This is a genomic window from Cysteiniphilum sp. QT6929 (assembly GCF_030035755.1).
Lineage (GTDB): Bacteria > Pseudomonadota > Gammaproteobacteria > Francisellales > Francisellaceae > Caedibacter > Caedibacter litoralis.
In genome coordinates this window covers 1,431,298-1,450,646 of record NZ_CP103983.1, presented here as the reverse complement: position 1 = coordinate 1,450,646, position 19,349 = coordinate 1,431,298, and the positions used below count along the sequence as shown (strand labels likewise).

The 19,349-nt window shown below is 39.8% G+C and carries 23 protein-coding genes and 4 tRNA genes; 6 read left to right on the top strand and 21 right to left on the bottom strand.

Translation table 11 applies throughout. From position 1 onward, the window contains the following. Positions 1–78: 78 nt before the first annotated feature. Together NYP54_RS06260 and NYP54_RS06255 are read left to right on the top strand one after the other, a co-directional pair. Positions 79–1,785, top strand: a complete 1,707-nt coding sequence (locus NYP54_RS06260) for an NAD-dependent malic enzyme (protein ID WP_283155787.1) — start codon at positions 79–81, stop codon at positions 1,783–1,785. Positions 1,786–1,806: 21 nt separating this feature from the next. Continuing rightward, positions 1,807–2,346 (top strand): dihydrofolate reductase family protein, encoded by a 540-nt coding sequence (locus NYP54_RS06255; protein WP_283155786.1) that lies wholly within the window; start codon positions 1,807–1,809, stop codon positions 2,344–2,346. Between the two features lie 116 nt (positions 2,347–2,462). Here the strand turns inward: NYP54_RS06255 and NYP54_RS06250 are convergent. The 7 genes from NYP54_RS06250 to NYP54_RS06220 form a co-directional block, all read right to left on the bottom strand. Continuing rightward, positions 2,463–2,551: transfer RNA gene (locus tag NYP54_RS06250), tRNA-Leu, on the bottom strand. Between the two features lie 12 nt (positions 2,552–2,563). Then, positions 2,564–2,637: transfer RNA gene (locus NYP54_RS06245), tRNA-Cys, on the bottom strand. 3 nt (positions 2,638–2,640) lie between these two features. Beyond that, positions 2,641–2,715, bottom strand: a tRNA-Gly gene (locus tag NYP54_RS06240). 100 nt (positions 2,716–2,815) lie between these two features. Continuing rightward, positions 2,816–4,165 (bottom strand): ATP-dependent protease ATPase subunit HslU, encoded by a 1,350-nt coding sequence (gene hslU, locus NYP54_RS06235; RefSeq protein WP_283155785.1) that lies wholly within the window; start codon positions 4,163–4,165, stop codon positions 2,816–2,818. Positions 4,166–4,187: 22 nt separating this feature from the next. Beyond that, positions 4,188–4,742 (bottom strand): ATP-dependent protease subunit HslV, encoded by a 555-nt coding sequence (gene hslV / locus NYP54_RS06230; RefSeq protein ID WP_283155784.1) that lies wholly within the window; start codon positions 4,740–4,742, stop codon positions 4,188–4,190. Between the two features lie 218 nt (positions 4,743–4,960). After that, positions 4,961–5,317: a phosphomannose isomerase type II C-terminal cupin domain gene (locus tag NYP54_RS06225; protein WP_283155783.1), complete on the bottom strand. Its 357-nt coding sequence runs from the start codon at positions 5,315–5,317 to the stop codon at positions 4,961–4,963. Positions 5,318–5,362: 45 nt separating this feature from the next. After that, positions 5,363–6,289, bottom strand: coding sequence for an ROK family protein (locus tag NYP54_RS06220; protein WP_283155782.1), 927 nt, complete (start codon positions 6,287–6,289; stop codon positions 5,363–5,365). Between the two features lie 388 nt (positions 6,290–6,677). Here NYP54_RS06220 and NYP54_RS06215 point away from each other — a divergent pair, with 388 nt between their 5' ends. Further along, positions 6,678–8,081, top strand: a complete 1,404-nt coding sequence (locus NYP54_RS06215; RefSeq protein ID WP_283155781.1) for a sugar porter family MFS transporter — start codon at positions 6,678–6,680, stop codon at positions 8,079–8,081. Positions 8,082–8,088: 7 nt separating this feature from the next. On the opposite strand, the gene crcB is transcribed toward NYP54_RS06215, so the two are convergent. Next, entirely contained in the window at positions 8,089–8,475 is a 387-nt protein-coding gene (gene crcB / locus NYP54_RS06210) for a fluoride efflux transporter CrcB (protein WP_117001442.1), read from the bottom strand. A gap of 268 nt (positions 8,476–8,743) precedes the next feature. Between crcB and NYP54_RS06205 the strand changes: the two genes are divergently transcribed. Continuing rightward, on the top strand, positions 8,744–9,442 hold the full coding sequence (locus NYP54_RS06205; RefSeq protein WP_283155780.1) for a response regulator: 699 nt from the start codon (positions 8,744–8,746) through the stop codon (positions 9,440–9,442). Positions 9,443–9,444: 2 nt separating this feature from the next. Then, positions 9,445–10,458, top strand: coding sequence for a phosphate regulon sensor histidine kinase PhoR (gene phoR, locus NYP54_RS06200; protein WP_283155779.1), 1,014 nt, complete (start codon positions 9,445–9,447; stop codon positions 10,456–10,458). Here the strand turns inward: phoR and panD are convergent. From panD to rplM, 9 genes are all read right to left on the bottom strand, one after another. Continuing rightward, complete coding sequence (gene panD / locus NYP54_RS06195; RefSeq protein WP_283155778.1) at positions 10,455–10,832, bottom strand: aspartate 1-decarboxylase; 378 nt, start codon at positions 10,830–10,832, stop codon at positions 10,455–10,457. The genes phoR and panD overlap by 4 nt on opposite strands. After that, positions 10,829–11,620 (bottom strand): pantoate--beta-alanine ligase, encoded by a 792-nt coding sequence (gene panC, locus NYP54_RS06190; RefSeq protein ID WP_283155777.1) that lies wholly within the window; start codon positions 11,618–11,620, stop codon positions 10,829–10,831. Before panC ends, panD begins: the two co-directional genes overlap by 4 nt. 198 nt (positions 11,621–11,818) lie before the next feature. After that, positions 11,819–12,643, bottom strand: coding sequence for a 3-methyl-2-oxobutanoate hydroxymethyltransferase (gene panB / locus NYP54_RS06185; RefSeq protein ID WP_283155776.1), 825 nt, complete (start codon positions 12,641–12,643; stop codon positions 11,819–11,821). Continuing rightward, positions 12,621–13,385 (bottom strand): Rossmann-like and DUF2520 domain-containing protein, encoded by a 765-nt coding sequence (locus NYP54_RS06180; RefSeq protein WP_283155775.1) that lies wholly within the window; start codon positions 13,383–13,385, stop codon positions 12,621–12,623. Before NYP54_RS06180 ends, panB begins: the two co-directional genes overlap by 23 nt. A gap of 155 nt (positions 13,386–13,540) precedes the next feature. After that, positions 13,541–13,924 carry a hypothetical protein gene (locus NYP54_RS06175; protein ID WP_283155774.1) on the bottom strand — a complete coding sequence of 128 codons (384 nt, stop codon included), beginning with the start codon at positions 13,922–13,924 and terminating at the stop codon, positions 13,541–13,543. 2 nt (positions 13,925–13,926) lie between these two features. Continuing rightward, positions 13,927–14,331 (bottom strand): ClpXP protease specificity-enhancing factor SspB, encoded by a 405-nt coding sequence (locus NYP54_RS06170; RefSeq protein WP_117001434.1) that lies wholly within the window; start codon positions 14,329–14,331, stop codon positions 13,927–13,929. Positions 14,332–14,342: 11 nt separating this feature from the next. Continuing rightward, complete coding sequence (locus tag NYP54_RS06165) at positions 14,343–14,951, bottom strand: glutathione S-transferase N-terminal domain-containing protein (RefSeq protein ID WP_117001433.1); 609 nt, start codon at positions 14,949–14,951, stop codon at positions 14,343–14,345. 163 nt (positions 14,952–15,114) lie between these two features. After that, positions 15,115–15,507 carry a 30S ribosomal protein S9 gene (gene rpsI, locus NYP54_RS06160; protein ID WP_117001432.1) on the bottom strand — a complete coding sequence of 131 codons (393 nt, stop codon included), beginning with the start codon at positions 15,505–15,507 and terminating at the stop codon, positions 15,115–15,117. A gap of 15 nt (positions 15,508–15,522) precedes the next feature. Continuing rightward, positions 15,523–15,951, bottom strand: a complete 429-nt coding sequence (gene rplM, locus NYP54_RS06155) for a 50S ribosomal protein L13 (RefSeq protein ID WP_117001431.1) — start codon at positions 15,949–15,951, stop codon at positions 15,523–15,525. 260 nt (positions 15,952–16,211) lie between these two features. Here rplM and NYP54_RS06150 point away from each other — a divergent pair. Further along, positions 16,212–16,299: transfer RNA gene (locus tag NYP54_RS06150), tRNA-Ser, on the top strand. Positions 16,300–16,658: 359 nt separating this feature from the next. Here the strand turns inward: NYP54_RS06150 and rpmG are convergent. The 4 genes from rpmG to NYP54_RS06130 all read right to left on the bottom strand — a co-directional run bounded on the left by rpmG (position 16,659) and on the right by NYP54_RS06130 (position 19,124). Then, entirely contained in the window at positions 16,659–16,814 is a 156-nt protein-coding gene (gene rpmG, locus NYP54_RS06145) for a 50S ribosomal protein L33 (protein ID WP_117001430.1), read from the bottom strand. Between the two features lie 29 nt (positions 16,815–16,843). Then, entirely contained in the window at positions 16,844–17,080 is a 237-nt protein-coding gene (rpmB, locus tag NYP54_RS06140; RefSeq protein WP_117001429.1) for a 50S ribosomal protein L28, read from the bottom strand. A 194-nt stretch (positions 17,081–17,274) separates the two neighbouring features. Further along, positions 17,275–18,060 (bottom strand): amidohydrolase, encoded by a 786-nt coding sequence (locus NYP54_RS06135; protein ID WP_283155773.1) that lies wholly within the window; start codon positions 18,058–18,060, stop codon positions 17,275–17,277. Beyond that, entirely contained in the window at positions 18,048–19,124 is a 1,077-nt protein-coding gene (locus NYP54_RS06130) for an aminotransferase class I/II-fold pyridoxal phosphate-dependent enzyme (RefSeq protein ID WP_283155772.1), read from the bottom strand. Before NYP54_RS06130 ends, NYP54_RS06135 begins: the two co-directional genes overlap by 13 nt. Positions 19,125–19,349 lie beyond the last annotated feature (225 nt).

The window sequence follows — 19,349 nt, the reverse complement described above, 5'->3', positions numbered from 1 at the left end:
GAGTACGGTCAGTACTTGTGGATGAATATTTAGTTTTAGCCGAAAGGTATAAATATAAAAAATAACGATAGAAGCATAATGATGAAGAAAACAAAAAGATTTGAATTTAAACGCAACCCTGAAAGCAATGAAATGTGGGTTGAAACTGGTTTGCATGGTAAGAGTTTATTAACACTTGCATCTCTTAATAAAGGTACGGCCTTTAGCGAGCGTGAGCGTGAAGAATTTGGCTTGCTGGGTAAATTGCCTTTCCAGATCGAATCTTTAGAGGAGCAAAAAACGCGTGCCTATCAGCAGTATAAATCTTTTAGAAGCAACATTGGGCGCTATAGTTTTTTAAAGAACTTGCATAATATCAATGAGACATTGTTTTATCGTTTAGTGCGCGATAATCTCAATGAAATGCTGCCGATTATCTATACGCCAACAGTTGGTGAGGCAGTGATGCGCTATAGCGAGCAATTTCTATCACCTCGAGGGCTTTATATTGCTTATCCAGATCGCTATAAAATGCGTGAGATATTACGTAATCGCACTAACTCAGATGTTGATATTCTTGTGGTTAGTGATGCGGAAGGTGTGTTAGGAATTGGTGACCAAGGTGTTGGCGGTATTGAAATACCAGTTGCTAAGCTTATGGTGTATACGCTGTGTGCGGGCATTAATCCTGGACGTTATTTGCCAGTATTTTTAGATGCAGGTACCAATAATAAGAAGTTATTAGAAGATCCGTTGTATCTTGGTTGGCGTCATGAGCGTGTGCGTGGTGAGCAATATGATGAAATGGTGCAGCTATTTATTGAAGCGGTTAAAGAAGAGATGCCTGCGACATTCCTGCATTGGGAAGACTTTGGACGTGATAACGCACGTAAAAATTTATTAAAGTATCAAAATGAAATCTGCAGTTTTAACGATGATATGCAGGGGACTGCTGCCGTTGCCTTAGCGGGCTTGATTTCAGCATCCAAACGCTCAGGCTTGAAGTTTAATCGCCAGAAATTTGTGATCTTTGGTGCGGGAACGGCAGGACTGGGTATTGCTGATGAGATTGTTGCAGCCCTTGTGCATTCAGGTTTGACAAAAGAGGAAGCTTATCAGCACTTCTGGTGTATTGATAAAGACGGGTTGTTGATTGATGATCAGGACATGATGGATTTTCAACGCCCTTATGCTTGTACACGTGAGTCCGTTAAAGGCTGGAATGCGGATGAGCAAGGACGCATTGCACTTGCTGAAGTGGTCAAGCAAGCGAAACCAACAACTTTGATTGGCTGCTCAGGTGTTGCTAATGCTTTCACGGATGATGTTATTTTATCTATGGCTGAGAATAATGATCGCCCGATTATCTTTACCCTATCCAATCCAACGAGTCGCTGTGAGCGTGTACCGCAGGATATCATTCGCTTGACGGAAGGGCGCGCGCTGATTGCTACAGGTAGCCCATTTGATGATGTCGGTTATAAAGGTAAAGTTTATCGTATTGCGCAGTCAAATAATGCTCTGGTTTTCCCAGGTATTGGTTTAGGTATCGTTGCGATCGCTGCGAAGCGCTTTACAGATAATATGTTATGGGCGGCATGTAAGGCGCTAGCAAATTATTCAACCCAAGATGATGCGTTATTACCAAAACTAAGTGAGGCATACAGCGTCAGTCGTCAGGTGGCATTTGCTGTTGCACGTCAGGCAATTGAGGATGGTGTCGCTCAAGATGTTGATGATATTTGGCGTAAGATAGATCAAGTGATTTGGGAGCCAAAGTATTATCCGTATTATTTTAAATCGTAGTTTCTTCAAGGGTGTTTTAACATGAAATTATCAGTTTTTATCGCAACGAGTTTAGATGGCTATGTTGCGCGAGTAAATGGGGATATCGATTGGTTAATGAAGTTTAATGCGTCGTTACCCGCTGATGAGGATTGTGGTTATGCTGATTTTATCAGCGCTATTGACACAATCGTATTGGGTAAAAACTCGTTTAATAAGGTATTAGAGTTCGATCAATGGCCATATGCTAATAAAAGAGTGATCATTATGGCTAGAAGTGATGTGCTCGTTCCTGATGTGTTGAAGAATAAGGTTTCAGTATTTTCAGGAACACCAAAAGAATTAGTTAGATCGCTTAATGTCAAGGATGCTAATAATTTGTATATTGACGGTGCTTTGATTATTCAGTCTTTTTTAAATGAAGGATTAATTGATGAGCTTATAGTAACTGTTATCCCAACCCTGCTTGGTGAAGGTAAATCTTTGTTTGGCAGGGTTAATCAAGACATCAACTTAAGGCTTATAGATGTTAAAAAGTATGATTTTGATGCAGTTCAACTAAAATACGCTGCCATTAAATGATTTGTACAAATTAAGTATTCATATTTCATCGGTAAGGAAATTTGTTAATATTTTTCAGTAAGTAATTTAAGCCTCATCAAGATGGTAGCTATTATAAAGTCATTGGGAAAATTTGATGGTGCCCGGGGCCGGAGTCGAACCGGCACGAGAGTTAAGTCTCGAGGGATTTTAAGTCCCTTGTGTCTACCAATTTCACCACCCGGGCAAAGACTTGTTCTGGAGGCTGAGACCGGAATCGAACCGGTGTCCAAGGCTTTGCAGGCCTCTGCATAACCACTTTGCTACCCAGCCAACTGGAGCGGGAAACGAGGTTCGAACTCGCGACCCCAACCTTGGCAAGGTTGTGCTCTACCACTGAGCTATTCCCGCAGAACAGGATCAGATTATAAGGGCTAAACCCCTAATGTCAATTGTATTTTTTGAGTTTTCATACGTTTATTGACGAATTTTTCTGAAGTGTACAAATGCGCTACAGAATGTACTGACTTAAGTCACGATCCTTGACCAAGTTACCCAGTTTTTCATTGACGTAATCACTGGTGACACTAAAGGTTTTTTCAGTGCGATCAGAAGCATCAAAAGAAACTTCTTCCAATAAACGTTCAAGCACTGTGTGCAGGCGTCGTGCGCCGATGTTTTCAACTTCTTCATTAACGCGGAATGAAATCTCAGCAATGCGTCTAATAGCTTCTTCTTCAAAGACGATCTCAACACCTTCAGTGCCTAATAGAGCAACATACTGCTTAATCAATGAATAATCCGGCTCTGTGAGAATGCGTACAAAGTCTTCAACTTCAAGTGATCTTAGCTCAACACGGATCGGCAAGCGTCCTTGTAGCTCAGGAATTAAATCTGATGGCTTGGCAACATGGAAAGCGCCTGAGGCGATAAATAACACGTGATCTGTTTTGATCATGCCATATTTGGTGCTGACGGTTGAGCCTTCAACTAATGGCAATAAATCACGCTGAACACCTTCACGTGAGACATCGCCACCACGCTGATCTGATTTTTTGCAAACCTTGTCAATTTCATCAATAAATACAATACCATTTTGCTCAACGGCTTCGATTGCCTTAAGCTTAATATCATCTTCATTAACTAACTTACCGGCTTCTTCATCTTGTAGTAATTTTAAGGCGTCTTTAACCTTGATTTTACGACGTTTCTTACGTTCATCACCCATTGATGAGAATAAACTTTGCAACTGGTTGGTCATGTCCTCCATGCCTGGAGGTCCCATGATATTCATCTGCGGTGCTGCCATGGCGATATCGATTTCAATTTCTTTGTCGTTGAGCTCACCAGAGGCAAGTTTTTTTCTGAAAAGTTGGCGTGTTGTATTTTCAGTTTTTTGCTCAACTTCAACAGGTTCATTGGCAAAGCCCACTTTGCTCTCACGTGCTGCAGGCAATAATGCATCTAGTATCCGTTCTTTTGCGAGCTCTTCAGCACGAACGGCGACTTTGGTTTTCTCTTGCTCACGATACATCTTGATTGAGATGTCTGCTAAATCGCGAATGATAGAGTCGACATCTTTACCAACATAACCTACTTCGGTAAACTTTGTCGCTTCAATTTTGATAAATGGCGCATTGGCAAGCTTTGCTAAGCGTCGCGCGATCTCTGTTTTACCAACGCCAGTTGGTCCAATCATTAAAATATTTTTAGGTGTAACCTCTTGGCGCATACCATCTTCTAACTGCATTCTGCGCCAGCGATTTCTAAGTGCTATGGCAACTGCTTTTTTTGCATCTTTTTGCCCGATAATAAAACGATCTAATTCACTGACAATTTCTTTAGGCGTCATTTGTGACATAATTTCTATCCCCTTGTGTCAATTATACGGCTGCTTTGTTGGGCAGTTTTTCAATGGTTAAATTGTGATTGGTATAAATACAAATATCTGCGGCAATATTGAGACTTTTCTTAACAATATCATATGCTGAAAGCTCTGTGTTATCGACCAAGGCATGTGCCGCGGCTTTTGCAAAAGCCGAACCTGAACCAATTGATAAAATGCCTTTTTCATCAGCCGCCATGACATCACCAACGCCTGAGATTAGAAGGGATTTGTTTTCATCAGCGACAATAATCATTGCTTCAAGCTTGCTCATCATGCGATCGAGGCGCCATTCACGCACCATCTCAACGGAGGCGCGTTCAAGGTTGCCTTGGTAAAAATCAAGCTTTTGCTCAAACTTTTCAAACAAGGTAAAAGCATCGGCTGTTGATCCAGCAAATCCTGTTAATACTTTACCATTACTTAATTTGCGTACTTTGATGATATTATCTTTTGCAACCGTATTGCCTAGTGTTGCTTGACCGTCGCCACCAATGACAACTTCATCGCCACGACGTACACATAAAATCGTAGTACCTTTCATTTCTAACATAGTTTCCCCGCTTAAATGATTGGATTTATAAAAACATGATCGCTATAGATTGCGCTTAAGAAAAAAATTACAAGTTTTTATTTAAAAAGATTTAACTGTATTCAAGAGGTTAGGCATTTGTATTTGGTTTTACTGTAGGGGTGTATGGCATACCCCCTGAAAAATATACTTTTATCTTGGTTGATTAAAAGCTTTGACTTGGTATCATTTGGTGCTAATTAACGATTATAAATATCTTCCAATCGAATAATATCATCCTCACCAAGGTAGTTACCGATCTGTATTTCGACGATTTCACATGGCAAATCCGTTGTATTTTCCATGCGGTGGATTTCCTCTTTCTCAATATACACATGATCATTGGCGTGGTACATTTTTTTGCTCTCACCAATGGTGAAAGTTGGTGAACCCTTAACAACCACCCAATGCTCAGCGCGTTTGAAATGTTTTTGCAAAGATAATTGCCCACCAGGGTTAACAGTAATAACTTTTACCTGATAACCGGTTGCTAATTCAATTGTGCGATATGTTCCCCACGGGCGTTCATATATTTTACCTACTTCATTTATATTCATTTTAAAACCTTAAACAATTAATTTATTCTGTATGTGCGTGGTTGATTATTCGGCTTCAAGTGGGCTTTTTGTTAGCGTGGCGCCTATGGCGGTACTAGCTAAAGCCAAAGCGCCCATAATGCCAGCATTATCTGCTAAAGTCGGCGGCACAATAATCGATGGGATAGTATCACAATAGTCTTGATTCAGATAGCCATTAATTTTTGCTTTCACTTTAGTATGAATCTTCTCAAATAAGTGCGTCTGTTTCATAACCCCACCTCCTAAGATAATGCGCTTAGGGACAAAACACATCATATAGTTTACGAGTGCATATGATAGATATTCAGCTTCTAGCTCCCAAGCAATATGATCATCTGCAAGATCTAGCGCTGAATCAACTTGCCAACGCGCTTTCAAAGCAGGGCCTGAGGCTAAACCCTCTAAACAACGCTCGTGATATGGGCAAATGCCTTTGAAATCATCCTGTGTTAAATCAACAGGGATATAAATGTGCCCCATCTCAGGATGAGCACTGCCGTGCACTAATTGATTGTTGACGATCGCACCTCCGCCAATGCCTGTGCCTACGGTCAGATAAATCAAATCACTGATCCCTTTGCCTGCTCCCCAGCGATGTTCACCTAGTGCGGCGGCATTGACATCCGTATCAAATGCAACAGGTATTTGTAATCCATCTTCTAGTGTTTTAACGATATTATAATCGCGCCATGGTAGTTTGGGCGTGTGGGTGATATGACCATATGTTTTGGAATTGATATCAGGATCAATAGGACCAAAAGACCCACAGCCAATTGCCTTAAGGGGGTAATTGTGCATGTGCTCACGGAAAAAACCAATAACTTCGGGCATAGTGACTTCAGGTGTACTTGTTTTAATGCGAATGCGTTGTAGAATTTTTCCGTCATCAGTGCCGATTGCACAGACGAACTTGGTTCCTCCAGCTTCAATAGCGCCTAAAAAATGATGCATAATTTGGTTACCTTATTCTTTTTTGTTTTGTATTTACAGGAATTTATTCATGGCAAATATATCGCATTTTAAGTGCAGTTAACAAGCAAAGAACAGCCAAATGACAGGATAAATAACTTGGGAATGAAAAGCGTAAAGTGATTATTGTGGTTATTGGCTTAAGCAATATGACTGAGTTCTTTTTGATAAAAAAGCATGTGATTTTTATGTTGTAGCCTTTGTATGGATACGATAATTTGAAATTTGGTACAAATGACGCCTAATTATTTTAAGCAATAAATAAGTAATTTATTGACAAGATATGCAATTATTGCTGCAATACTGCGTTAACATATTTTTACCATTTATTATTTATCTCAACAAATGTTAAAAAAACGGGGAGAATCCAATGACAGCTAATGTCAATGCAAAAAAAGAGTATCAAAAACTGGTCTATATGATCTGCTTAATCGGTGCATTAGGCGGTTTACTATTTGGTTTAGACCAAGGCTTTATTGCCAACTCATTATCAACGATTGACCATGTCTATGGTTTGACCACACAGCAAGGCGAGCATTATTCGGCTGTTTTGGCGTGGGGTGGTATTCTGGGTGCTTTACTTAGTGGGTTATTTGCGCGCTCTCTAGGGCGCAAGAAAGTACTTGTGCTAGCAGGGTTTCTATTCACTACTTTTTCATTAATCTCGGCTTTTTTGCCGCCATTGTTCGTGCTTACAGCGTGCCGCTTTGGTTTAGGGTTCGCGGTCGGTATCGCTTCATTTACCGTGCCACTATATTTATCTGAAACTGCGCCAAAAGCTATTCGCGGTGGTATGGCGACATTGTTTCAGCTAATGATTACCATTGGTATATTCTTGATTGCGGTAACAAACGTTTTTATTGCCAAGGCGTTAGGACATGTTGAAATTTCACTATCTTTGATGTTTGGCGTGATTGTCGTGTTTGCATTTGTCATGTTTTTAGGGAGTGTATTCCTGCCAGAAAGTCCGCGTTGGTTGCTGTTAAAAGGCAAAGAAGCGCAAGCTATTTCGGTGCTAAAGCGTGTGCGTGCATCACAGCAGGAAATTGATGACGAGGTTAATGAAATCAAAGAAAGCATTTCAGTCAACAAAGGTGTTGGCTTTAATATGCTTTCTAAAGGTTTCTTCTGGAAAGTATTGATTGTTGGTGTGGTATTGCAGATGTTCCAACAGCTCGTTGGTATTAACATGATGATTTACTACGCGCCAACGATTTTTGGTTATGCGGGGATGACGGGGATCATAGCACTTTTAGCTATTCCAACGGTTAATATGCTTTTTACTTTTCCAGCAATTAAATGGATTGAAAAGTGGGGTCGCAAGAAACTGCTATATGTTGGTGCTGTGGTGATGATGGTGTCAATGTTTGCAGCAGGCTTCGCTTTCCTATCAATGGCAGGCAATGCGTCACCTAGTGGGTTATCAAAAACTGTTTTATTATTGTCAGCAGTTGTCTATATTTTTGGTTTTGCCTGCTCTTGGGGGCCTGTTGCTTGGGTGATTTGTGCCGAGATTTTCCCATTAAAGGGACGTGAAATTGGTATGACAGTAACGACAATGGTTAACTGGACGTTCGCAGGCGTTGTGATGGCAAATGCATTAAGCTTTATGAAGCTTTATGGTAATGCCTCGATATTCTTTGTGTTTGGTGGCTTTTGTATCTTAGCAATGATCTTCTTGAAGTTCTTCGTGCCTGAGACAAAAGGTGTCAGCCTTGAGCATATTGAAAAGAATTTAGAAAACGGTGTTCCGCTTAAAAATCTTGGTGAATAAATAGACCCTAATATTTCTCAACTAAATAAAAGCCGACAAAAACGGCAATCATCGAAATAAGAACACTAAGCATAATGTAAATAATTGCCTTTGACCATTCACCTTTTTGTAGAAGCGTTAAGGCGTCTAAGCTAAAACTTGAGAACGTTGTAAATCCACCTAAGAAGCCGGTGATTAATAAGGCTCTAAAGTGTGGTGTGAGAAAATGCTCAAGCAAGCGCTCTTTCTGAAAAAATGCTGCCAATGCACCAATCAACAGACATCCTAAAATGTTGACAATCAAAATGCCATGTGGGAAAGATTTACCAAACACTTTGTAAATAAATTCAGATAAGCCAAAGCGACTGATAGAACCTAAGCCACCACCTAAACCAACTAATAATAACGTTAACATCGTTGTAATTCTCCTTTAAGTTTGTATTACATAGACGTCATCAATCTTAAAGGATGGTTTAAGTGTTTGATCGATATAATCATTTGTACACTTGGGAAGAACGTCATTTCCTTGGCGGCAAACTATAACACAATAAATAGCGAAATCAATATGCGTCAAAATGCTATCTGGTGCACTTGTTCAATATGGCTTACCGTGATACTACTAGAATCTTTAGCGTAGATAAGTTAGCATTTTATGGTGAATCTAAGTAAGGTTTGATGATCATATGGCAAAAATACTAATTGTGGATGATGAACCACCGATACGGCAGTTATTGCAACTGACATTAACGCGCCAACAATATGAGGTGGTAATGGCTGAAAATGGTGTGCAAGCATTGAAATTACTAATGAGTGATTCAAGTATTGATTTGGTTTTATTGGATTGGATGTTGCCAGATACCAGTGGCATCAAACTATTAGCACAGATCAGGCAAACGAAACCACTTGAGAGCTTGCCAGTAATTATGCTGACAGCAAAAGCTGAAGAAGGTGATGTGTTAAGAGGATTTGGCATGGGGGTTGATGATTATGTCACCAAACCATTCTCGCCTAAAGAGCTGGTTATGCGTATTCAGGCGTTGTTAAAGCGGACAAAAGGGGGAAATGATGATAAATCAAAACTTACTTTTCGAGAGCTTAATGCTGATTTAGAAAGTCATTTACTGGTGTTTAAGGGTGAAGTCATTAAATGTGGGCGACTTGAATTTAAGTTAATAACCTATTTAATGAAACATGCTGGTAAAACATTGTCGCGTGCGCGCATCCTAGATCATGTTTGGAATGCCGACAAAGAGATTACTGAGCGCACGGTTGATGTGCATATTGCTCGGGTTAGAAAGCTCTTAGCGCCTTTTCATTATGATATTTATTTGCGGGCGATTCGTGGCGAAGGTTATCAACTAATTAATCAAGAGTTGGTGTGAAAATGATAGATGAGCATAATAAAATTGGCTTGCTGTGGGCAAAGACCTTCGCGCAAGGTATCACTGATGCCGTTGTCATCATCGATCAAGAAGGAATAATGCAATGGTTTAATCAACCGGCTAAAAATTTTTTTCAACTATCAAGCGCACAATTGACGCAAAATATTACTGAAGTTTTTGAGTTTCCTGCTTTATTGACTTACTTACGGCAAAAAAACATGAGCACCTTTGAGTTGCCGTTACCCAAAACACCGGATCAGATATTGTCTGTGGTACTTATTCCATACGATCAGCATTTCTTGCTTATTACGCAAGATGCTGGTTTTCGTCATCATATTGAGCGCATGCGTCAAGATTTTGTTGCCAATGTATCACATGAAATGCGCACACCGTTGACGGTTATTCGTGGCTATTTAGAGTTGATGCAACCAGATGTCGCTGAGCATTTAAGTGAATGGTTGCCTTATTTCGAGCAAATGCAACAACAAATGATGCGAATTGAGTGGCTTATTGAGGACTTGCTGCTATTGTCTAAGGTTCAAAGTCATCAGGTGCAAAAAGGTGAGCTAGAAACTCTTAATGTGCCAGCCATGCTTATTGAAATTATCGAGTCAGCAAAAACACTAGGCACGGATAAGCATGAGTTTGTTATAGATATTGATGAAGGATTGGCACTTCAAGGCAATGAAAAAGAGATTAATAGCTGCTTTAGTAATTTGATTATCAATGCGGTGCGATATTCCCCAAATGGTGGAAGAATTACGATTGCTTGGTATCAGGGTAAACATGGCAAGCACTTCTATGTCAAAGATGAAGGCTTAGGTATTGAGCAAAAGCATATCCCGCGCCTAACTGAGCGTTTTTATCGTGTTGATAAAGGGCGCTCACCAGAAACAGGCGGTGCTGGTCTTGGGTTGGCGATTGTCAAACATGTGCTTATTCGTCATAAAGCCTCATTAAGCATTCAAAGTGACCTTGGTAAGGGCAGTATGTTTCGTTGTGATTTTCCTAATTAATGATTAATGGATGAGTCCAAATAGCGCTTAATTTCAATCACGTCATTTTGTTTATCAACAAAGACAAGATGAGGATTATGATCGGTTAATTCATGCGCCTCATATTCAGCATAAGATGCAATAATGACGGTGTCACCCGTCGCGACATGACGTGCTGCGGCGCCATTTAAGCAAATTTCACCTTTATCACCCAAGATGACATAGGTGGCAAAGCGCGCACCATTGTTACAGTTATAGATTTCGACGCGCTCAAAAGGAATGAGATTTGCCTCTTTGCAAAGCGCGCGATCAATGCTGATTGAGCCGTAATAATTCAAATTTGCTTCTGTGACGGTTGCCATGTGAATTTTAGATTTTAATAGCGTGCGTTTCATGCATTTTCCTTAGTAAGTTGGGTGATTTCAGAAAGTGGGAAATTATCAATTAGGCGAACATCGTCAATAATTACTGCTGCAAAGCGATGATTATCAATATCCTCTAGATAATCAATTGTGATGTGATTGGCAATAAGTTTATTTCTCACTTGCTCAATATCATGACTTTGACGAATCATTTGGGCAAAATAGCTCGCTTTGTTGCGAGCGCTCTCATCTAAACGTAAATTTCTTGAGCTAAAAGCGAGTCCATCTTCTTCACGAATAATTGGGCAGCTAACGATGTTGGTTGGGATAAAAAATGCTTGCGCCATACCTTTGATCAGTTGAAATTGTTGGTAATCTTTTTCGCCAAAGTAAGCATTATTTGCTTGGGCAATATTTAATAGCTTCATGACAATGGTAAGCATCCCCCCAAAATGTCCAGGACGTGAAGCACCACAGAGTATTTGACTTAAACTTTTCTCATTGATCTGATAGTTATAATTATCAGGGTAAATCATCTCTTTGTGTGGCGATAGTAGAAAATCAACGCCTTCCATCGTCAGTAAATCAACGTCTTGTTGCCATGTGTTTGGATAATTGTCAAAGTCGCCTTGATTGTTGAATTGTGTCGGATTGACAAAAATTGTCACTAATGTGTACTCATTGTCTTGTTGGCTTTGCTTGATTAAGCTCAAATGGCCTTTATGCAGTGCGCCCATGGTCATTACAACACCTAGGGTTTTATCCGTTGCGATTTGTTGGCGTGTTGTTTGCCAAGAGGCGATATCATTAAAAATCTTCATTGAGTTTCCTTAAGTTACTGGCGTTACGGTCTTTTTCTATTTCAACACCCCGCCTCGTAAACTCGGCACCCCTCTTGCAAAGAGGGGAATATAAAATTACCGTTGCCTAATTCCCCTCTTTTCAAGAGGGGTGACAGCCGCAGGCTGACGGGGTGTTTATAAAGTCATAGCTTTTCTAAAGTGTGGAACTCCAGTAAGTTATGCAATTTTAATATCGTAACTTTCTTGCTTATTAGGATAGTCACCGCTTTGTACAGCATGATGATAAGCGTCAAATGCTGCTTTGATATCGTTAAAGCCATTAAGAAAGTGACGCACAAATTTCGGCTGGAGATGGCTGTTTAAACCAAGCATATCTTGTAGCACAAGTACTTGACCATCGACATCGTTACCTGCCCCAATACCGATCACTGGAATGCTAAGCATTTGACTGATCTCCTTGGCAAGTTCACTAGGTACACATTCCATTACCAGACTAAAGCAGCCGATTTCTTGAAGTCGCAGTGCTTGTTCTTTTAGATTCTTGGCAGCCTTTTGATCTTTGCCTTGTACTTTGTAACCCAAGCTATGTACTGATTGCGGTGTTAATCCAATATGCCCCATCACAGGGATGCCAGATTCAATAATATGTGAAATAACTTCTTGATGACCATTAACACCTTCGATCTTAATGGCATTGGCGCCACATTTGATTAATCTGTCAGCACAGTGTATGGCATGCGTTATGCCTTGGCGTTGTGCAAGAAATGGCATATCAGCAATGATGAATTTATCAGGCGCACCTTTAACAACGGCTTGTGTCATGAAGCACATCATATCAATTGTCGCATGGGTTGTGTCAGGGTACCCTAATTGCGTCATGACACCACTATCACCAACAAGCAACATGTCAATGGCAGTTTCATTCATGATTTGCGCGAAAGTGAAATCATAACAAGTCAGCATTGATAACTTTTGTTGCTTGAGCTTTTTGCCTTGTAGATTATTAATGCTTGGCTTTTTAATTAGATTGTGTGTACTCATGTTTTTCTCCCGTTTTATTATCCAAATTTGCCTGATAGACGTCGACAAAGGCTTGATAAATTTTAATAAAAGTATCTTCTTCAAGTGCATCTAAGTTGTGCTCAATTGTTTGTAAATCTTGGCGCTTTAAGGGACCTGTTAGGGCGTTGTTATAATCGCTGTCGATATTAAGCAGTGTTTGCTTAAGATAGGGTTTGAGATCATTTAGTGATGCATTAAAGATTGTTGTCATTTCATTAAAAAATTTTTGCCATAAGAGTGTGGTAAAGTTATTTGCCATCACACAAAGTGCGTGATAATAGGCTTTTTTTGCTTGGGGGATTTGAATAAATGGATTGGTTAATTGTGGAAAAATAGTGCTAAATGTTGGTGCATTATCCTCGCCAACAAAGAACAGGTTTTGGTAAAAATCAAGATCTTGAAACTCCGGTGAGAATGTCATCAAAGGATGATATGACAGGGCGTGTTGGCTAACTAAAGTACCTGAGAAGTGCACACATAACTTGTCATTTAATCGGGGGTGCTCATCCAAAAATGCGTCTATCGCATCGTCACTAATTGCCAGAAGAATGATGTCGCTTTGATTTAATATATCTTCAGGAGACTCTGGTTGCTGGCGATGCCATAGCGTGTGCGGGATGTTTTTGAGCTTAAAATAAAATTGTATATGTCGCGCAAGTCGACCATTGCCAATAATGCCATAGCTAGGATTGGCGCCTAATGAATGAGATACCTGTCGCATTGGATCAAGTTCCTTGTTGTGTATGTTTACTAGGTTGTATCAGTTTAAGTTGCTGCTGTGTTGTTGTATTTTCTCAATAAAGAGTAAAATCGCACGGTTACAACTCGGGTGTTATTCTAGGATAACATCATGCTTGAAGCAATGGAGCTAGTAAGTTAACTAGGTTTTTTCCAACGAAATGGGTCGTTATAATCTTTTCCCAGTTGATCGATATTTTTTTGCAAACGATCAAGACAAAATTGCATGCTTTCTGGGCGTGATAAGTTGCGATTTGCGAGTCCACGGATCGTAATGCCTGCTTTTTCAATCGCCGACATATTAAGCCCTTCAAGTAGAGAGTCTTCGATTTCTTTATTTAATAAGCCGCTGCGTTGTAGGTTGGCGCTGGCAACGAGTTTTTCAGTGACTGAGGTTAGAGCAAATAAACGTTGTTCACGTTGCATTAGGATGATTTTAAACTGTTTGCGTAAGCGGAATATGGTATAAAAGCAGATAATACTGCCAATGCCAAGTCCGATAAGAAAGCTATAATCTAACATGGCTAAACCAAATGCAGCCCGCCACTGCCTTTTTGTGCGCTATTTTTTGAAGGGTTAACGTCATTATCATCACCCTCATTAACATCAATGCCATAACCAAACTCACGAGCATAAAGACCTTGCGCGGTTTCACCGGCGTAAAGCTCAAGCACTGCTTCAACAGGAATTTGCAGTGACATCACTTCGCCATCAAATGTTGCGTCAAAGCGAATAAACTGATCATCACAGTCAAAGCGTTCAATTGCTTCAGGCGCGATATTAAGTAGCATCTTACCATCTTCATCGATATGGCTTTCGGGTAAGATCACACCTTCATATTCAGTATCGACCAGTAAATAGGGTGTTAAATCATGATCGATCATCCAGTCATAGGTTGCTTCAACTAGGTAAGCGCGTAACATTGCCATGGTGGTATTCCTTATTGAGTTCTAATGCTTTTTCTAAATGAATTACGTGCAAATAAACGTTTCGCATATTTGATGAGCGGCATTGCTTTTTCAGGCAAGCGGATATCTAACTTAGGTAAGTTATATAGGATCACGGCAAGTGAGCAATCCGCAATGGTGAAGTCATCACCAAGTAAGTACGATTGTCTGCTAAGTGTCGGAATCAATGAAAAAAGTGCCTTAAGTAGCGCAATCTTATTCGCTTGTCTAATGTCTTCATTATCAGCGTTTAATGCATTGACAAGATAAGGCATCCATTCACTGTCAATTTTCTTGCATAACATACGCGCTTGAGCACGCTCAAGTGGGAAAACAGACAATAAAGGAGGGTAGGGAAAACGCTCTTCAAGATACTCAAATATGATATTCGGCTCATATACAATTAGATCTTTTGTCATTAATGTTGGCACGCCGCCATAAGGGTTAAGCTCATAAAGCTCTTCTAATTTATCTTCAGCAACAACATCAATAATATCTGCACTAATGTCTTTTTCCGCAAGAATCATTTTAATGCGATGACAAAAAGGGTCATTACCGTTGGTGTATAAAGTCATTGATGATCGTTTGTTTTGAGCAGACATTTATCCCAATTTTCCTTATTCAATATTAGCTTCAACATTATATACTACTGATCAGCCATTTTGCATCATAGAAGTCGTAGTAATAACAAAAAAGCCCCGCTGAAGCTTCAGTTGGGCTTTTAATAAAATAAAATGTATAAAAAGTAGAAAGTAAGCGTGTTGATTAACGCTTAGAGAATTGACGTTTTCTACGTGCTTTTCTAAAGCCAACTTTCTTACGCTCAACTTTACGTGGGTCACGCGTGATAAATCCAGCATGACGTAGTTCAGGTTTTAAGCTCTCATCAAAGTCAACTAAAGCGCGAGCAATACCTAAACGGATTGCGCCAGATTGACCTGTTTCACCACCGCCATGAACGTTGATTTTGAAGTCAAAGCTTTCTAGGTTGTTCGTTAAATCAAGTGGCTGACGTACAACCATGCTTGCAGTCTTGCGACCGAAGTAATCATCTAGTGGCAAACCGTTAACAATAATGCTGCCAGTGCCTTTTTTCATAAATACACGAGCAACTGAGCTCTTGCGACGACCAGTACCGTAATTGTATGCTTGAGTCATTTTCCTATCCTATTCTTATATTTCTAAAACAAGTGGTTGTTGCGCTGTATGCGGATGAGATTCACCTGCATAAACTTTTAACTTTTTGTACATCGCACGACCTAAAGGATTTTTAGGAAGCATGCCTTTAACAGCAGATTCGATCGCACGCTCTGGGTGTTGCGCGATTAGTTTCTCGAAAGAAACAGATTTAAGACCACCGATATAACCCGTGTGGTGGTAGTAAATTTTATCTTTTTGCTTGTTACCAGTTACGGCAACTTTTTCAGCGTTGATTACAACAATATAGTCACCTGTGTCTACGTGAGGTGTGTATTCAGCTTTATGCTTACCACGAAGACGTCTTGCAATTTCAGTTGCAAGGCGACCTAAAGTTTTACCATTTGCATCGATCAAAAGCCATTCTCTTTTGACTTCATCACTCTTAGCGCTAAACGTTTTCATCTTTGTTACCTTAATATTTATTATTAACTACTCAGTTTTGCTAATTTCTGTGTGGGTTGTTACCAATCCCTAAAAATTTAAGCGTGGCGATTTTATCATAGTGATGGATTAAAAAGAAGTGCTAAGTTTGTGTTTTAGTTGTTTTTGGTGTCTTGGTGGTTGAGAAATAGGCGCTCAAATGATTTAAGTTAAATTTTTCCTAAAAAAACAAAAACACCTCTTTCTATTTACAAAAATGCCGTTATAATTAGCCCTCGTTCGGAGAGATGGCTGAGCGGTCGAAAGCGGCGGTCTTGAAAACCGTTGACTGTAACAGGTCCGGGGGTTCGAATCCCTCTCTCTCCGCCACGATTTTCTTTTATTTTTCCAAGTTTTAAATATCCCGTGCTAGAAACATATTGATTGAAAGTATTTTCGCGCTGGGTAATTGCTTAAACAATCATAGATATTCAAGTTAAGTTCCAATGTGATGTTTTGCTGCCATTATCGAACCTGACAAGAATTCAAAAACGCCTATTAAATTCTGGCAAAAGGCACTTTATTGGTGACTTTGCTCTAGAAGCAGGGATGTTTGTTATCGTGTATAGAGTTAATATGAAAGCGCAAGTTATCTGAGTTGCATCTGAAAATATACACTGCAAAACTGGAAGTTTTCGACATTATTGAATTTAGGAATATTAAAAATGCCCGAGCTGGGCAAGGAAAAATTATTTGATTTTAGCTTCTTTATAAAGAACGTGTTGACGAACAACTGGATCAAACTTTTTGATTTCCATTTTGTTTGGCATAGTACGCTTGTTTTTGGTCGTTGTATAAAAATGACCAGTGCCAGCGCTTGAAACTAATTTGATTTTATCACGCATATTAAATTACTCCTGAAGTATCTGGTGAATTAGAATTTTACGTTACGTGCACGTAAATCAGCTAACACAGAATCGATACCTTTTTTATCGATAATGCGCATACCTTTTGAGCTCACGCGTAAGCGAACATAGCGGTTCTCACTCTCAACCCAAAAACGGTGTGAGTGCAAGTTAGGTAAAAAACGACGCTTAGTTTTGTTTTGCGCGTGCGATACGTTGTTGCCAGTCATTGGGCGCTTGCCTGTAACCATACAAACTCTAGACATGTTATCCTCCAGTCAATTGCTGTAAATTAAATAGTTATAATTATTAAATTCTCAAGGGGCAACTTTATAGCAAAAAAATGACGCAAAGGCAATCAGAATTTATAACATACTTTCAATAAGCTGCCAGATCATGACAATTCGACGCGCATTCTATCATTGTCATTAGCGCCTTACAATTACCAAGTTGTGGATTTTTAATTTGTGGTCAAATTTAAGCTAAATTTATCTTGCGATGCGAGGACTTTAAAATTATTTCGATAGTCATCCAAACTGCTTTTATCAAATGTATGATATAAAACGCCGGATGTATACGTAGCAATATCTTGTTTAATCTCACCATCAAAGTGAATGCATAGACTATCGCCACTGTAATCAAAACCTAAACCATCACGACCAATTCGATTGCAGCCGACAACATAAGCTTGGTTTTCAATCGCTCGAGCTTGTAATAACGTGCGCCAATGTTCTCGACGCTTAGCAGGCCAGCTGGCGATATTGATCAACAGATCATAGTCATTGTTATTGCAGTTGAAAACAGGGAATCTTAAGTCAAAGCAAATGCTTAAGAGAATATCAAAGCCTTTGTAGTGAACAATTTCACGTGATTGACCAGGGGATAATAGTTTGTATTCATCAGATAGCACGAATAAGTGACGTTTGTCATAATGAGAAACTAAGCCTGCGGGTGTGACAAAAAACAAACGATTAACTGCTTTTTGCATATCATTTAGCACCACAACGCTGCCGATGATTGCTGCATTTTTGTATTGTGCTTGGTGCTTTAGCCAGCTGATGATCTCATCCTCTGGCGTGATGGCTTTATCCATATTCGGGGTGAAGCCGACATTAAACATCTCCGGCAGTACAATGAGATCACAAGGCTCAAGCTCAGAGATAATCTTTTCAAAGTGAGTATAGTTTTGATATTTGTCTTCCCAAACGATATCAGACTGAATGATGGCGACTTTTAAACTTGACATAGGCGTTTGACTCCTTCTAATAAGACATCATCATATTTGGCAAAGCATAAACGTACCAGTCCCTGCTTTGGCGTTTCATATAATGATGAAATCGGTACCAGTCCAACGCCGTACTCATGAATTAAACGCTGACAGAAACTAAAGTCATCCTCATCAGAAATCGCTGTGTAATCAAGTATCTGAAAAGGTGATCCCGCCCATGGTAGCACTTTAAAGCGGCTGTGAGTTAAGCCATTGACTAACTTCTGATGCTGGGTTTGATAAAGTTTAGGTAAGTCCTGCCAATATTCAGGATGTGCATTAATGCCATCGGTTAGTGCTAATTGCATCGGGTGTGGTGCACTGAAGCTTGTGAATTGTTTCATGGCATTTATCATTTGGATAATTGCAAGTGGCGCAATACAAACACCTAGACGCCAACCAGTGAGGTTATAGGTTTTGCCAAGGGATTGCACAACGACAAGTTGATCTTTAAGCTCTGGGATTTGCAAAGCGCTGGTATAAGAATCTCCTGCGTAAATATGCTCATATACCTCGTCACTAAGTAACAAAATATCCCGACCTTTGATCAATTTTGCGATTTCTGCATATTGAGATTTTGTAATCACACTGCCCATAGGATTATGAGGCGAGTTAAGAATGATCAGCTTTGTCTTAGCATTAATCGTTTGTGCTAACGTCTCCAGATCAATATTGCCATCGGCTAATAAGGGAATGCGTCGACTAATGCCTTGGTTGAAGTTAATAATCGAAGGGTAGGCATCAAAAGCAGGGTCAAAGTAGATCACCTCATCACCCTTGCCAATACATGCGCTAATTAGTGCAAAAATTGCTTCAACGGCACCAGAGCTAATAGATACATTGTCCTCGGGGTTAATATCTACGCCGTAACACATCTTTACTTTATGTGCGATCGCTTGCTTTAAACTGGGTGCGCCAGGAATCGGTGCATATTGATTAAAGCCATTTTGCACATAATAATTTAAACGCTCAATCAACCAATCAGGTGTTTTGAAATCAGGCGCGCCTTGTGTGAAGTTGATGGCATTATGATTTTTTGCCATTACGGACATTTTGCCAAAAATAGATGGCTCGGTGCTTATGTAGGGTTTAAATGACATAACTTAGATGTTCTCTTATGTGGTTAGCTGTGTGAGTGCGCTTTTGTTGCATGAATACAAATGGATAATAAAATATCATGATATTCAACGTTCACAATAGGTTGTAAAGTTATGGTAAAACAGTATATACGCTTACGGCAAAGCATTTTGCAGAATTTCTTCTTTACT

What these genes read in the sequence shown, in the direction of transcription:
- NYP54_RS06220 (WP_283155782.1), bottom strand. Translation starts at nt 6,289, where the DNA reads ATGCATCATTTTTTAGGCGCTATTGAAGCTGGAGGAACCAAGTTCGTC.
- NYP54_RS06175 (WP_283155774.1), bottom strand. Translation starts at nt 13,924, where the DNA reads ATGTTAGATTATAGCTTTCTTATCGGACTTGGCATTGGCAGTATTATC.
- NYP54_RS06170 (WP_117001434.1), bottom strand. Translation starts at nt 14,331, where the DNA reads ATGGCAATGTTACGCGCTTACCTAGTTGAAGCAACCTATGACTGGATG.
- phoR (WP_283155779.1), top strand. Translation starts at nt 9,445, where the DNA reads ATGATAGATGAGCATAATAAAATTGGCTTGCTGTGGGCAAAGACCTTC.
- NYP54_RS06225 (WP_283155783.1), bottom strand. Translation starts at nt 5,317, where the DNA reads ATGAATATAAATGAAGTAGGTAAAATATATGAACGCCCGTGGGGAACA.
- NYP54_RS06205 (WP_283155780.1), top strand. Translation starts at nt 8,744, where the DNA reads ATGGCAAAAATACTAATTGTGGATGATGAACCACCGATACGGCAGTTA.
- NYP54_RS06135 (WP_283155773.1), bottom strand. Translation starts at nt 18,060, where the DNA reads ATGTCAAGTTTAAAAGTCGCCATCATTCAGTCTGATATCGTTTGGGAA.
- rplM (WP_117001431.1), bottom strand. Translation starts at nt 15,951, where the DNA reads ATGAAAACGTTTAGCGCTAAGAGTGATGAAGTCAAAAGAGAATGGCTT.
- hslV (WP_283155784.1), bottom strand. Translation starts at nt 4,742, where the DNA reads ATGTTAGAAATGAAAGGTACTACGATTTTATGTGTACGTCGTGGCGAT.
- NYP54_RS06215 (WP_283155781.1), top strand. Translation starts at nt 6,678, where the DNA reads ATGACAGCTAATGTCAATGCAAAAAAAGAGTATCAAAAACTGGTCTAT.
- NYP54_RS06165 (WP_117001433.1), bottom strand. Translation starts at nt 14,951, where the DNA reads ATGTCTGCTCAAAACAAACGATCATCAATGACTTTATACACCAACGGT.
- NYP54_RS06180 (WP_283155775.1), bottom strand. Translation starts at nt 13,385, where the DNA reads ATGCGACAGGTATCTCATTCATTAGGCGCCAATCCTAGCTATGGCATT.
- hslU (WP_283155785.1), bottom strand. Translation starts at nt 4,165, where the DNA reads ATGTCACAAATGACGCCTAAAGAAATTGTCAGTGAATTAGATCGTTTT.
- NYP54_RS06255 (WP_283155786.1), top strand. Translation starts at nt 1,807, where the DNA reads ATGAAATTATCAGTTTTTATCGCAACGAGTTTAGATGGCTATGTTGCG.
- crcB (WP_117001442.1), bottom strand. Translation starts at nt 8,475, where the DNA reads ATGTTAACGTTATTATTAGTTGGTTTAGGTGGTGGCTTAGGTTCTATC.
- rpmG (WP_117001430.1), bottom strand. Translation starts at nt 16,814, where the DNA reads ATGCGTGATAAAATCAAATTAGTTTCAAGCGCTGGCACTGGTCATTTT.
- rpmB (WP_117001429.1), bottom strand. Translation starts at nt 17,080, where the DNA reads ATGTCTAGAGTTTGTATGGTTACAGGCAAGCGCCCAATGACTGGCAAC.
- panC (WP_283155777.1), bottom strand. Translation starts at nt 11,620, where the DNA reads ATGAAGATTTTTAATGATATCGCCTCTTGGCAAACAACACGCCAACAA.
- panD (WP_283155778.1), bottom strand. Translation starts at nt 10,832, where the DNA reads ATGAAACGCACGCTATTAAAATCTAAAATTCACATGGCAACCGTCACA.
- panB (WP_283155776.1), bottom strand. Translation starts at nt 12,643, where the DNA reads ATGAGTACACACAATCTAATTAAAAAGCCAAGCATTAATAATCTACAA.
- rpsI (WP_117001432.1), bottom strand. Translation starts at nt 15,507, where the DNA reads ATGACTCAAGCATACAATTACGGTACTGGTCGTCGCAAGAGCTCAGTT.
- NYP54_RS06130 (WP_283155772.1), bottom strand. Translation starts at nt 19,124, where the DNA reads ATGGCAAAAAATCATAATGCCATCAACTTCACACAAGGCGCGCCTGAT.
- NYP54_RS06260 (WP_283155787.1), top strand. Translation starts at nt 79, where the DNA reads ATGATGAAGAAAACAAAAAGATTTGAATTTAAACGCAACCCTGAAAGC.